This is a genomic window from Pseudomonas sp. TE21435 (assembly GCF_056279265.1).
On record NZ_JBWBQZ010000001.1, the window covers coordinates 4,581,202 to 4,594,025 of the forward strand.

Consider the following 12,824-nt stretch of genomic DNA (forward strand, 5'->3'; position numbering starts at 1 on the left):
GATACCTTGTCGGCAGCAATGGAGGTGGGCTGCCGCTAGAGGTGGTGCACCACGGCCAGGTCCATGCGCCCGTAGTCGCCGGCCTCGCTGTGCTCGCCGCGTGGCGGCATGTGGTGGGTCTTCATCACCTGGTCGCCCTGAACGGTCTCCAGGTGGATATCGAAGCCCCACAGGCGGTGCAGGTGCTTGAGCACCTCTTCGGTGGAATCACCCAGGGGTTTGCGGTTGTGCTGCTGGTGGCGCAGGGTGAGCGAGCGGTCGCCGCGGCGATCAATACTCCAGATCTGTACGTTGGGTTCACGGTTGCCCAGGTTGTACTGGGCGGCCAGTTGCTCGCGGATGGTGCGGTAGCCGGCCTCGTCGTGGATCGCCGGGACCAGCAGGTCATCACGCTGGTCATCATCGAGGATGCTGAACAGCTTGAGGTCGCGCATCACCTTGGGCGACAGGTACTGCAGGATGAAGCTTTCGTCCTTGAAGCTGCTCATGGCGAACTTGATGGTCGAAAGCCAGTCACTGCCGGCGATGTCCGGGAACCAGCGGCGATCTTCCTCGGTAGGGGCCTCGCACATGCGACGGATGTCGGTGTACATCGCAAAGCCCAAGGCATACGGGTTGATGCCGCTGTAGTAGGGGCTGTCGAAGCCTGGCTGGAACACCACGCTGGTATGCGACTGGAGGAACTCCATCATGAAGCCTTCAGTGATCAGGCCCTCGTCGTAGAGATCGTTCATCAGCGTGTAGTGCCAGAAGGTCGCCCAACCTTCGTTCATCACCTGGGTCTGGCGTTGTGGATAGAAGTACTGGGCGATCTTGCGCACGATGCGCACCACCTCGCGCTGCCAGGGCTCGAGCAGCGGGGCGTGCTTCTCGATGAAGTAGAGAATGTTCTCCTGGGGTTCGGCCGGGAAGCGCGCATCGTCCCTGTCGCCACCCTTCTCGGCGCCCTTGGGAATGGTCCGCCAGAGGTCGTTGATCTGCCGTTGCAGGTGCTCTTCACGCTCCTTCTGCCGGCGCCGTTCCTCTTCGGCGGAGATGGGGTAGGGGCGTTTGTAGCGATCCACCCCGTAGTTCATCAGCGCATGGCAGGAGTCGATCAGGTCCTCGACGGCGTCGATGCCGTGACGCTCCTCGCACTGGGCAATGTACTGCTTGGCGAACACCAGGTAGTCGATGATCGAGCTGGCGTCGGTCCAGGTGCGGAACAGGTAGTTGCCCTTGAAGAAACTGTTGTGGCCATAGCAGGCGTGGGCGATCACCAGTGCCTGCATGCACATGGTGTTTTCTTCCATCAGGTAGGCGATGCACGGATCGGAGTTGATCACGATCTCGTACGCCAGGCCCATCTGGCCCCGACTGTAGGACTTCTCGGTGCTGAGGAACTGTTTGCCGTAGGACCAGTGGTGATAGCCCAGCGGCATGCCGACCGAGGCGTAGGCGTCCATCATCTGTTCGGCGGTGATGACTTCGATCTGGTTGGGGTAGGTATCCAGGGCATAGCGGGCGGCCAGGCGACTGATCTCGCGGTCGTAGGTCTGGATCAGCTCGAACGTCCATTCGGAGCCGGTGGAAATGGGTTGGCGTCTCTGCTCTCTGGCGGTCATGTGGCTAACCTGCGCTGGAAGAGTTCACGGAAGACCGGGTAGATATCGCCGGCCGATACCAACTGCTGCTGGGCGAAGGTGTCGGGAAATGCTTCGCCGATGCGCTCGTACTCGTACCACAGCGCCTGATGTTCGCGTGGGGTGATCTCGACGTAAGTGTAGTACTGCACATGCGGCATGATCTGGTTGGCGAGGATGTCGCGGCAGATCGGCGAATCGTCGTTCCAGTTGTCACCGTCCGAGGCCTGGGCGGCATAGATGTTCCAGTCGCTGGCCGGGTAGCGATCGGCCATGACTTCCTGCATCAGCTTGAGCGCGCTGGAGACGATGGTGCCGCCGGTCTCGCGGGAGTAGAAGAATTCTTCCTCGTCCACTTCGCGGGCGCTGGTGTGGTGGCGGATGAACACCACCTCGATGCGGTCGTAGTTACGCTTGAGGAACAGGTACAGCAGGATGAAGAAGCGCTTGGCGATGTCCTTGGTAGCCTGTGTCATGGAGCCGGAGACATCCATCAGGCAGAACATCACCGCCTTGGAGCTGGGGTTGGGCTGCTTGATCAGCAGGTTGTACTTGAGGTCGAAGGTGTCGAGGAAGGGCAGGCGATTGATGCGCGCCTTGAGGCGCTCGATCTCGGCCTCGGTATCCTGGATGTCGGTGAAGTTGTCGGGCTCTTCGACCTTGAGTCGGTCCAGCTCCTTTTGCGCCTCGCGCAGCAGCGCGCGGCTGCTGCCGGTCAGGGCGATGCGACGGGCGTGGGCCGAGCGCAGGGTGCGCACGATGTTGATGCGCGAAGGGTTGCCCTCGTTGGCAATACCGGCGCGCACGGTCTTGAAGGTGTCGGCACCGGTAAGGTGGCGTTTGACCAGGTTGGGCAGTTCCAGGTCTTCGAACATGAATTCGAGGAATTCTTCCTGGGTGATCTGGAACACGAAATCGTCCATGCCCTCGCCGGAGTTGCCGGCCTTGCCGCGCCCGCCGCCACCGCCGCCACCTTGTGGCCGGGCGATGTGTTCGCCGGCGGTGAACTCCTTGTTACCTGGGTGAACGATGGTCTGCTTGCCGCCGCGGCCGTGGTGCAGCACCGGTTCGTCGATGTCACGCCCCGGGATACTGATCTGCTCGCCGTGTTCCATGTCCATGATGGAGCGGCGGCTCACGGCCTCTTCGACGGCTTTCTTGATGTGCTCACGGTAACGCCGCAAGAAGCGCTGGCGGTTGACCGTGCTCTTGTTCTTGCCGTTCAGGCGTCGGTCGATAACGTAGCTCATGGGCCCTCCGGTAGCTGGGTACAGCTGCAAGCTTCAAGCTACGAGCTGCAAGTAAAAGCAGTCGCTGCCGCCACGGGCCGGCGGTGTGCCGGGGCACACCGCCAAGCGCCCGGGGCGTGCCGCTTTTACTGCGATTTCCTGACCCGCAGGTACCATTCCGACAGCAGGCGTACCTGTTTGTCGGTGTAGCCACGCTCCACCATCCGGGTGACGAAATCGTTGTGCTTCTGCTGGTCTTCCTTGCTGGCCTTGGCGTTGAAGCTGATGACCGGCAGCAGGTCTTCGGTGTTGGAGAACATTTTCTTCTCGATCACCACCCGCAGCTTCTCGTAGCTGAGCCAGCTGGGGTTCTTGCCATTGTTGTTGGCGCGGGCGCGCAGCACGAAGTTGACGATCTCGTTGCGGAAGTCCTTCGGATTGCTGATGCCGGCCGGCTTCTCGATCTTCTCCAGCTCCTCGTTGAGGGCGATGCGGTTGAGGATCTCGCCAGTCTCCGGGTCGCGGTATTCCTGGTCCTGGATCCAGAAGTCGGCATACAGCACGTAACGGTCGAAGATGTTCTGGCCGTACTCGCTGTAGGACTCCAGGTAAGCGGTCTGGATTTCCTTGCCGATGAACTCGATGTAGCGCGGCGCCAGGTACTCCTTGAGGTAGCGCAGGTAGCGCTCGCGTACTTCGGCAGGGAACTGCTCCTGCTCGATCTGCTGTTCCAGCACGTACAGCAGGTGCACCGGGTTGGCGGCAATCTCATGCGGATCGAAGTTGAATACCTTGGAGAGGATCTTGAAGGCGAAGCGGGTCGACAGGCCGTTCATGCCCTCGTCGACGCCCGCGGAGTCGCGGTACTCCTGGATCGACTTGGCCTTCGGGTCGGTGTCCTTGAGGTTCTCGCCGTCGTAGACGCGCATCTTCGAGTAGATGTTGGAGTTCTCCGGCTCTTTCAGGCGTGAAAGCACGGTGAACTGGGCGAGCATCTTCAGTGTGTCGGGGGCGCAATGAGCCTTGGCCAGCGAGCTGTTGATCAGCAGCTTGTCGTAGATCTTGATCTCGTCGCTGACGCGCAGGCAGTACGGCACCTTGACGATGTAGATGCGGTCGATGAACGCTTCGTTGTTCTTGTTGTTGCGGAAGGTGTGCCATTCCGATTCGTTGGAGTGGGCCAACAGGATACCGGTGTAGGGGATCGCCCCCAGGCCTTCGGTACTGTTGTAGTTGCCTTCCTGGGTAGCGGTGAGCAGCGGGTGCAGAACCTTGATCGGCGCCTTGAACATCTCGACGAATTCCATCAGGCCCTGGTTGGCCCGGCACAGCGCGCCCGAGTAGCTGTAGGCATCGGCGTCGTTCTGCGGAAACTCCTCGAGCTTGCGAATATCCACCTTGCCCACCAGGGCCGAGATATCCTGGTTGTTCTCGTCACCCGGCTCGGTCTTGGCGATGGCGATCTGGTTGAGGATCGACGGATAGAGCTTGACCACCCGGAACTTGCTGATATCGCCGCCGAACTCCTGCAGGCGCTTGGTGGCCCAGGGCGACATGATGGTATTGAGATAGCGGCGCGAAATGCCGAATTCTTCCTCCAGGATCGCACCGTCCTCGGTGGCGTTGAACAGCCCGAGTGGCGATTCGAAGACCGGCGAGCCCTTGATGGCGTAGAACGGCACCTTTTCCATCAGCTGCTTGAGTTTTTCGGCCAGCGACGACTTGCCGCCGCCCACCGGACCCAGCAGGTAGAGGATCTGCTTCTTCTCTTCCAGGCCCTGGGCGGCGTGGCGGAAGTAGGAGACGATCTGGTCGATGCACTCTTCCATGCCATGGAAATCGGCAAAGGCCGGATAGCGGCGGATCACCTTGTTGGAGAAGATCCGCGATAGCCGGGAGTTGCTTGAGGTGTCGATCAGCTCTGGTTCACCGATGGCCAGCAACAGCCGCTCGGCCGCCGAGGCATAGGCGCTGCGATCCTCTTTGCACAGCTCGAGGTACTCCTGCAGCGAAAGTTCTTCCTGGCGGGTGGACTCGAAACGTTGTTGGAAGTGGCTAAAAATGCTCATGACGTCACCTCGCTCGATACGTGGAGACGACGCCGGATCAGTCAGCCGATGCTGGCATGCAACCGGTTTTGCCGGTTGCTGTATACCCCCCAGAACACCCTGTAACGCTACCGATGACCCGCACGCCGGTGTACCGGCTCTCCCCTTTTTTGGATGGCCTGGGCTTAAGGATAGTTGGTTATACGAGAGGTCAAGGGCGGGGAGCGGAGAAGACGCCTACGACCGTTCGTCAGGTCGGGCGCTAGCCCGCGCCAAGCGCGGGCTGCAGGAAAAATGAAAAAATTATTCGGCGCTGCCCTGGGCGGTTTCCGCCGGGTAGGTGTTACGCCACAGTTCGAAGCCACCATCGATGCTGTAGACGTTGGAGAAGCCCTGGCCGACCAGGTAGGCGGCGGCACTCTGGCTGGAATTGCCGTGGTAGCAGACTACCAGTGTAGGCGCGTCCAGGTCGGCGCTGCGGATGAAGTCGGCTACCGAGTGATTATCCAGATGAGTGGCGCCGGCGATATGGCCGGCGGCGAACGCCTGTGGGTCGCGGATATCGACAACGATCGCACCTTCGGCACGCAGGGCGAGGGCTTGTTCTGGGGAGATACGCTTGAATTCGCTCATGGGTGCGGTTCCTTCATGGCTGATCGTTGGGTGATGCCGGCGGGCGAGGGGTGCCTTCGCGGGTGCAGTCGCAGCGGTGGAATTCGCCGCTGTCGACATTGTACAGGGTCATCGCGCCCCCCCAGACACAGCCGGTATCCAGGGCAATCACACCGGGGGCGTCGACCCGGCCTTCGAGGGCGGCCCAGTGACCGAAGATGATCTTCACATGGCGCGAGCGGCGGTCCGGGTGAGCGAACCATGGTTTATAGCCTTTGGGCGCGCTGTCGGCGCCTTCCTTGGTCTTGAGGTCGAGCTTGCCGGCGGCGGTGCAGAAGCGCATGCGGGTGAAGTAGTTAGTGATCACTCGCAGGCGTTCGATGCCGGCCAGATCCTTGCTCCACTTGTTCGGCTCGTTGCCGTACATGCCGTCCAGATACAGTTTCAGGCGACTGTCGTCGCGCAGCACTTCCTCGACCTCCGCGGCCAGCTCCAACGCCTTGCCCAGGGTCCACTGCGGTGGGATGCCGGCATGGGCCATGGCGATGCCGCGGGCTTCGTCGTAGTGCAGCAGTTTCTGCTGGCGGAGCCAGTCGAACAGCTGGTCGGCGTCCGGGGCTTCGATGACTTCGCGCAGGGTGTCGCTTTTCTTCAGGCGCTCGACATTGTGCCAGGCGGCCAGCAGGTGCAGGTCATGGTTGCCCAGCACGCAGACCAGCGCATGGCGGATCGAGTAGAGATAACGCAAGGTCTCGAGGGACTCTGGGCCACGGTTGACCAGGTCGCCCACCAGCCACAGGCGATCGACGGCCGGGTCGAAGCGTACGCGTTCGAGCAGGCACTTGAGTGGTTGCAGACAGCCTTGCAGGTCCCCGACGGCATAGGTGGCCATCAGTGCAGCGCCCCGGGCACGGCCAGGCGAAACGGGGCGATCTGGGCATCGAAGCGTTTGCCGTCTTCGGCGAACATCTGATAGCTGCCCTGCATGGTGCCGACGCGGGTGCTGATCACGGCGCCGCTGCTGTAGGTGTGGCTCTGGCCGGGCTCGATCAGCGGCTGCTGGCCGATCACGCCGGCGCCGCGCACTTCCTCGACTTCGCCGTCACCGTTGGTGATCAGCCAGTGGCGGGACATCAGCTTGGCCTTGACCTTACCGTTGTTCTGCACGGTGATGGTGTAGGCGAAGGCGAAACGGCTGCTTTCGGGATCGGATTGTTCTTTGAGGTAGCGGGTCACGACGCTGACGTCGATCTGGTAGCGGGGGTCGGACATGCAAGGGCCTTGGGCGAACTGACGCAATAATGCAGTCTAGGCCATTGGCGGGGGTGGAGGCCAGTCATGCCTGAGCGCAAGCAAGCCCATTCCCACGGTGGGACGGGCTTGTCCTGCGCAGGCCTGGTCAGGCCTGCTGTTCGGCCAGCTTGTCGGCCAGGCGCACGAAGGCGGCCAGGTCGAGCTGCTCGGGGCGCAGACTGCCATCCACGCCAGCGGCCTCGATGGCCTGGCTGTCGAGCAGGCCCTTGAGGGTGTTGCGCAGGGTCTTGCGACGCTGGTTGAAGGCTTCGCGTACCACGTGTTCCAGCAGCTTTGGATTTTTAGCCGGATGCGGCAGGGTCTCGTGGGGCACCAGCCGCACGATCGCCGAGTCCACCTTTGGTGGCGGGTTGAAGGCGCCCGGGCCGACGTTGAACAGGTGCTCCACGCGGCAGTGGTACTGCACCATGATCGACAGGCGGCCCCAGTCGCCGCCGCCAGGGCCCGCGGCCATGCGTTCGACCACTTCCTTCTGCAGCATGAAATGCATGTCGCGGATCAGGTTGGCATGGGCCAGGAGGTGGAAGATCAGCGGCGTGGAGATGTTGTAGGGCAGGTTGCCCACCACCTTGAGGCTGCGCTCCGGCACGCCCAGCTGATTGAAGTCGAACTTCAGGGCATCACCCTGGTGCAGGCGGAAATTACCGCGCCCGGCGAACTTGTGTTGCAGGATCGGCACCAGGTCCTTGTCCAGCTCGACCACGTCCAGCTGAGCGCCACTGCCCAGCAGGCCCTCGGTCAGGGCGCCCTGGCCCGGGCCGATTTCCAGCAGGTGTTCGCCGGCCTTGGCGTTGATCGCCCGCAGGATGCGGTCGATGATTCCGGCGTCATGCAGGAAGTTCTGGCCGAAGCGCTTGCGCGCCCGGTGTTGGTAGTGCTCGGTCATGGTCGGTTCTCGGCCATCTGGTAGGCGGTTTGCAGGGCGACGCGCAGGCTGCCGGTGTCGACTCGACCGGTGCCGGCCAGGTCCAGGGCGGTGCCGTGGTCGACCGAGGTGCGGATGATCGGCAGGCCCAGCGTCACATTGACCGCAGCGCCGAAGCCCTTGTACTTGAGCACGGGAAGGCCTTGGTCGTGGTACATCGCCAGCACCGCGTCGCAGTGCTCCAGATATTTGGGGGTAAACAGGGTATCGGCCGGCAGCGGGCCGCGCAGGTCCATGCCTTCGGCACGCAGGCGCTGCAGCGCCGGCTCGATGATGTCGATTTCTTCACGGCCCAGGTGGCCGCCTTCTCCGGCATGCGGGTTGAGCCCGCAGACCAGGATGCGAGGGTTGGCAATGCCGAACTTGTCGCGCATGTCCGCATGCAGGATGCGGGTGACGCGCTCCAGGCGGTCGCCGGTGATGGCCTCGGCGATGTCCCGCAGGGGCAGGTGAGTGGTCACCAGTGCCACGCGCAGCCCATGGGTGGCCAGCATCATTACCACTTGTGTGGTGTGGGTGAGGTCAGCGAGGAATTCGGTATGCCCGGAGAAGGCGATACCGCTTTCGTTGATCACGCCCTTGTGCACCGGCGCGGTGATCATCCCGGCGAAGTGTCCGTCCAGGCAGCCTTGCCCGGCACGGGTCAGGGTTTCCAGGACGAATGCGGCGTTGGCCTTGTCCAGCTGCCCGGCTGTCACCGGGTGGGCCAGGGCGGTATCCCAGACATACAGGCTGCCGGCGGGAGCGGGTTGCTCCGGCCAGGCGCTCGGCTCAACCGTGATCAGCTTGACGTCCAGGCCCAGCTGCGTGGCCCGCTCGGCGAGCAGGTCACGGCTGGTGATGGCGATCAGGGGGTGGGGCTGGACCTCGGCGGCGAGCAGCAGGCACAGGTCGGGACCGATGCCGGCTGGCTCGCCGGGGGTGACGGCGAAGCGCAGGGGTTTCACTGGGCGACCTGGTCGGCGCCAGGCAGCTTGATTTCAACGTAGGCTTCGTCGCGGATCTGGCGCAGCCAGTTCTGCAGCTCTTCGTCGTACTTGCGGTTGCGCAGGACGTTCATGGCCTGCTGCTCGCGAGCCTGTTCGGTGCTGTCGGTGGCGCGGCGGCCCAGCACTTCCAGCACATGCCAGCCGTACTGGGTTTTGAAGGGCTTGGTCACTACGCCTTGCTCGGCGTTGGCCATCTGCTCGCGGAACTCAGGTACCAGGCTGTTCGGGTCGACCCAGTTGAGATCGCCGCCGTTGAGCGCCGAACCCGGGTCTTCCGAGAAGCTCTTCGCCAGCTCGGCGAAGTTTTCACCGTTCTGGATCCGGTCGTACAGGCGCTCGGCCAGTTGCTCGGTGGCGGCTTCGCTGCGGATCTCGCTCGGTTTGATCAGGATGTGGCGTACGTGCACTTCGTCGCGCAGCACGCTCTGGCTCCCGCCGCGCTTCTCTTCCAGCTTGAGGATGATGAAGCCGTTGGGGATGCGGATCGGCTGGGTGATGTCGCCGACCGCCATGCTGCTGAGCATCTTGGCGAAGTCTGGTGGTAGCTGGCCTGCCTGGCGCCAGCCCATCTCACCGCCTTCCAGGGCGTTTTCACTGCGCGAGCGAGCGATGGCCATCTGGCCGAAGTCCGCGCCTTGCTTGAGCTGCTGGTAGACATCGCCTACCTGGCGCGCGGCGGCCTGGATGGCCTCCGAGTTGGCACCTTCCGGGGTCGGGATGAGGATGTTGGCCAGGCGGTATTCTTCCGACATCTGCATCTTGCCCAGGTCCGAGTTGAGGAAGTTCTTCACTTCCTGCTCGGAGACCTGAATGCGCTCGGCAACGCGGCGCTGACGCACACGGCTGATGACCATCTCGCGCTTGATCTGCTCGCGGGCATCGTCGTACGACAGGCCGTCATGGGCCAGGGCGGCGCGGAACTGCTCCAGCGACATGCCATTGCGCTGGGCAATGGTGCCGACGGCCTGGTTCAGCTCTTCGTCGGTGATGCGGATGCCAGAGCGCTCGCCGATCTGCAGTTGCAGGTTCTCGACGATCAGGCGTTCCAGCACTTGCTGTTCCAGCGCGCTGGTGGGTGGCACGCCGCCGCCACGCTTGGCGATGGTCTGCTGCACTTCGCGAACGCGCTGGTCCAGCTGGCTCTGCATGACCACGTCGTTGTCGACGGTGGCCACGATGCGGTCGATGGGTTGCACCGCGGCATGCACCGCGCCACTCAGCATTGCGGCGCCCAGCATCAGCGGGCGCAGACGATCAATAAGCTTGCTCTTCACGGGTACGGTAACCTTGAATGCCTTGGTCCAGGAACGATTCGACCTTGTTGCCGACTACACCACCGAGCCCTTTGAGCACGATCTGCAGGAAGATGCCGTGGTCGCCCTTCTCGTTGTTCGGGATGGCCTGGCTGAAGTCGTCGTAGTCCATCCAGTAACGGTTGATCAGGCGCAGTTTCCAGCAGCAGTTGTCGTACTCGAAGCCGCCCATCGCTTCCAGCGTGCGATTGCGGTTGTAGTCATGCTGCCAGCGTGCAATGACGCTCCATTGCGGCACGATCGGCCAGATGACCGAGAAGTCGTGCTGCTGGATCTTGTAGTAGTCCTTGATATAGCCCGGCGTGCCTGGCGTACCGTAGTCACCACCACCGACCTTCCAGTTGCCGGTCTGCGAGTCGTAAGTGATCAGGTCGTTGCGATAGCGGTAACCGAGGTTAACCACCGTGTTCGGGTTGTCCTCGGGCTGGTAGTGGAACATCGCACTGCCCGAGCGAGGGCTGTGGGTGTCCGGGTCCCAGTTGTAGTCCGAATTGAAGCGCCAGTCGCGGTTGAAGGCGTATTCGTATTCGAGCGCATACGGCGAGACATCCGATTTGCTGTCCACTCGGGTGCGGTAGTCGATGCCTGGAAGCTGGACCTTGCGATCTTTGAAGTACAGCGCCTGGCCGATGCTGAAACGCTGGCGCTGGAACCCGTTCTCTTCGATCCAGCGGTTGGTCACGCCCAGCGACAGCTTGTTCTCGTCGCCGATGCGGTCGATGCCGCTGAAACGGTTGTCGCGGAACAGCGACGAGTAGTTGAAGGTGCTCTCGCCGGAGTCAAACAGCGGGATGTCGGTTTGATCCTTGTACGGTACGTAGAGGTAGAACAGCCGTGGCTCGAGGGTCTGGCGGTAGTTCGTCCCGAACAGCTGGGTATTGCGATCGAAGTACAGGCCACTGTCGACGCTGAACACCGGGATATCGCGGTTCTGATTGCTCTTGAAGTCGCCGTATACGCCAACCATGCCCGGATTGTCGGCGAGGTCTTTCTTACCCTTGCTGTCGAGGTCGAGGTCGTAGTGCGTGTAGACGTACTTCAGCTTGGGCGTAACGTAGCCATAGCTGGCTTCGAGCGGCAGGCTGATCGATGGCGCGACGTTAAGGCGATTGCCGTTGGAGCGGGCTACGCCGAATAGGTTCTCATCCAAACGGCGGCCAGGCAGCCCTGCAGATGAGTCTGGATTGCCATCCTTATCCAGAACGAAGTCGTTTTTCAGATCCCGATCAAAGCGTACCGCTTCGGCTTCGTACCCGACGTCCACGCCGCCCGGATGGAAGGGCAGCATGCCGTTGAGGGTCAGCTGCGGTAGACGGTCATACGGGGTGATCTGCGAAATCGTTGCCAATTCATAGGCGTGCAGATTCAAGCCAGCAGTGTAGTTATCGCCACGATAAGTGAGCGTGCCACGCTGGTTGATGTAATCACGGCTCTGCACACCAATCTGATCGGTCTCCAGATCCTGGAAGTAGAACGGATCACTGATATCGGTGTAGTCCACTTCGGCCATCAGGCGCTCGTCCAGACCGCCCTTGTGCTGCCAGTTGACCATCCAGCGGTCTTTCTTGTAGTCCGTCTGCTTCTCGCGGTCGTCGTCCTGATCGTTCAGGAATCCACCGCCGAACTGCCCTTCGCTGGACTTGGTCAGGTAGCGGAACTCGCCTTCCATCAACATGCCGCGCTTGGCCATGTAGCGCGGGTACAACGTGGCATCGTAGTTAGGCGCCAGGTTGAAGTAGTACGGCGTGACCAGCATGAAGCCGGTGTCGCTGCTGGAACTGAACGATGGCGGCAGGAAGCCGGACTGGCGACGGTCGTCGATCGGGAAATAGATGTACGGTGTGTAGAACACCGGGAAATCCTTGACCCGCAGCGTCACGTTGGTCGCGGTGCCGAAACCGGTGGCCGGGTTCAGGGTGATGTTGTTGCCCTTGAGCTGCCATGCGTTGCTGCCCGGCTCACAGGTGGTATAGGTACCGTCCTTGAGGCGGATGATGGCGTTTTCCGCACGTTTGGCGTACAGCGCGTTGCCGCGGATGTGCGACTTGTGCATCACGTATTCGGCGTTGTCGACCCGGGCCTCGCCGGTATCGAGCTGGATCTGCGCCTCGTCGCCAACCACCAGCGAGCCGTTGTCGCGGATCTTGACGTTGCCTTTGAGCTCGCCGCGGTTTTCGGCCTGGTACAGGTTGGCTTCGTCGGCCTCGGCCTGCATGCTGCCCTGGCGCATGACCACGTCACCGGCGAGGGTGGCGATCTGCTGCTCCTGCTGGTACTTGGAGACCTTGGCGTTGATGTAGGTCGGCGACTCGTCCTTGGGCGTGGAGTCGTTCATGCCCGGGCGGGTCGGCTCGATGTAGGCGCCGCCGCAGTACGGGCCGGTCTCGGCCAGCTGCGCGGCAGTGAGCTTCTCGCGCGGGACCCAGTCCAGATGGCTGTAGTCTTCGCTGCGCGACTTCAGGCCGCGGCCCTTGGCCTCGGTGACCAGCATCGGCTTGTCGGCCTCGGTCGCGGCGACTTCGCCGGGTGCCTCGGCACCCGTGCTGGCCGCGGCAGCGCCCGGGTGTACCGGGCGCGGAGGCAAGTTGGCAGCGGTCTTGGGCTTGCAGTCCCAGCCACCGGAAGCGGACACTTGGCAGTCGAACTGCTCGGCCGCCACCACGTACGACGTGGCCAGGGGTTGCAGGGCCAGCAAACCGCCAGTCACGAGCAACGGAAACTTTCTACGAAACGCGGGGGATTTCAATGCCATCTTATTAGTCCGGGCTTCCT

The 12,824-nt window shown here is 62.3% G+C and carries 10 protein-coding genes; all 10 read right to left on the reverse strand.

Features of this window, described 5'->3' with window-relative positions:
* Positions 1 to 35: 35 nt before the first annotated feature.
* Positions 36 to 1,604 (reverse strand): SpoVR family protein, encoded by a 1,569-nt coding sequence (locus tag ACZ9C1_RS20655; protein ID WP_277502554.1) that lies wholly within the window; start codon positions 1,602 to 1,604, stop codon positions 36 to 38.
* Positions 1,601 to 2,872 carry a YeaH/YhbH family protein gene (locus ACZ9C1_RS20660; protein ID WP_102681926.1) on the reverse strand — a complete coding sequence of 424 codons (1,272 nt, stop codon included), beginning with the start codon at positions 2,870 to 2,872 and terminating at the stop codon, positions 1,601 to 1,603. Before ACZ9C1_RS20660 ends, ACZ9C1_RS20655 begins: the two co-directional genes overlap by 4 nt.
* A gap of 125 nt (positions 2,873 to 2,997) precedes the next feature.
* Positions 2,998 to 4,920 carry a PrkA family serine protein kinase gene (locus ACZ9C1_RS20665; RefSeq protein ID WP_023629260.1) on the reverse strand — a complete coding sequence of 641 codons (1,923 nt, stop codon included), beginning with the start codon at positions 4,918 to 4,920 and terminating at the stop codon, positions 2,998 to 3,000.
* Between the two features lie 282 nt (positions 4,921 to 5,202).
* Positions 5,203 to 5,532 (reverse strand): thiosulfate sulfurtransferase GlpE, encoded by a 330-nt coding sequence (glpE, locus tag ACZ9C1_RS20670; RefSeq protein ID WP_046857381.1) that lies wholly within the window; start codon positions 5,530 to 5,532, stop codon positions 5,203 to 5,205.
* 13 nt (positions 5,533 to 5,545) lie between these two features.
* On the reverse strand, positions 5,546 to 6,403 hold the full coding sequence (locus ACZ9C1_RS20675) for a symmetrical bis(5'-nucleosyl)-tetraphosphatase (RefSeq protein WP_277502555.1): 858 nt from the start codon (positions 6,401 to 6,403) through the stop codon (positions 5,546 to 5,548).
* Positions 6,403 to 6,783, reverse strand: coding sequence for a Co2+/Mg2+ efflux protein ApaG (gene apaG, locus ACZ9C1_RS20680; RefSeq protein WP_476254330.1), 381 nt, complete (start codon positions 6,781 to 6,783; stop codon positions 6,403 to 6,405). Before apaG ends, ACZ9C1_RS20675 begins: the two co-directional genes overlap by 1 nt.
* Positions 6,784 to 6,910: 127 nt before the next feature.
* The gene (gene rsmA, locus ACZ9C1_RS20685) at positions 6,911 to 7,711 is read right to left on the reverse strand and encodes a 16S rRNA (adenine(1518)-N(6)/adenine(1519)-N(6))-dimethyltransferase RsmA (protein WP_102681928.1); all 801 of its coding nucleotides are present in this window, start codon (positions 7,709 to 7,711) and stop codon (positions 6,911 to 6,913) included.
* Positions 7,708 to 8,697: a 4-hydroxythreonine-4-phosphate dehydrogenase PdxA gene (gene pdxA, locus ACZ9C1_RS20690; RefSeq protein WP_102681929.1), complete on the reverse strand. Its 990-nt coding sequence runs from the start codon at positions 8,695 to 8,697 to the stop codon at positions 7,708 to 7,710. Before pdxA ends, rsmA begins: the two co-directional genes overlap by 4 nt.
* Entirely contained in the window at positions 8,694 to 10,013 is a 1,320-nt protein-coding gene (locus tag ACZ9C1_RS20695; protein WP_102681930.1) for a peptidylprolyl isomerase, read from the reverse strand. Before ACZ9C1_RS20695 ends, pdxA begins: the two co-directional genes overlap by 4 nt.
* Entirely contained in the window at positions 9,994 to 12,804 is a 2,811-nt protein-coding gene (locus ACZ9C1_RS20700) for an LPS-assembly protein LptD (RefSeq protein ID WP_476254331.1), read from the reverse strand. Before ACZ9C1_RS20700 ends, ACZ9C1_RS20695 begins: the two co-directional genes overlap by 20 nt.
* Positions 12,805 to 12,824 lie beyond the last annotated feature (20 nt).

Coding starts and splice junctions, on each gene's coding strand:
- rsmA (WP_102681928.1), bottom strand. CDS start 7,711: ATGACCGAGCACTACCAACACCGGGCGCGCAAGCGCTTCGGCCAGAAC.
- ACZ9C1_RS20700 (WP_476254331.1), bottom strand. CDS start 12,804: ATGGCATTGAAATCCCCCGCGTTTCGTAGAAAGTTTCCGTTGCTCGTG.
- ACZ9C1_RS20660 (WP_102681926.1), bottom strand. CDS start 2,872: ATGAGCTACGTTATCGACCGACGCCTGAACGGCAAGAACAAGAGCACG.
- apaG (WP_476254330.1), bottom strand. CDS start 6,783: ATGTCCGACCCCCGCTACCAGATCGACGTCAGCGTCGTGACCCGCTAC.
- ACZ9C1_RS20655 (WP_277502554.1), bottom strand. CDS start 1,604: ATGACCGCCAGAGAGCAGAGACGCCAACCCATTTCCACCGGCTCCGAA.
- ACZ9C1_RS20675 (WP_277502555.1), bottom strand. CDS start 6,403: ATGGCCACCTATGCCGTCGGGGACCTGCAAGGCTGTCTGCAACCACTC.
- ACZ9C1_RS20665 (WP_023629260.1), bottom strand. CDS start 4,920: ATGAGCATTTTTAGCCACTTCCAACAACGTTTCGAGTCCACCCGCCAG.
- glpE (WP_046857381.1), bottom strand. CDS start 5,532: ATGAGCGAATTCAAGCGTATCTCCCCAGAACAAGCCCTCGCCCTGCGT.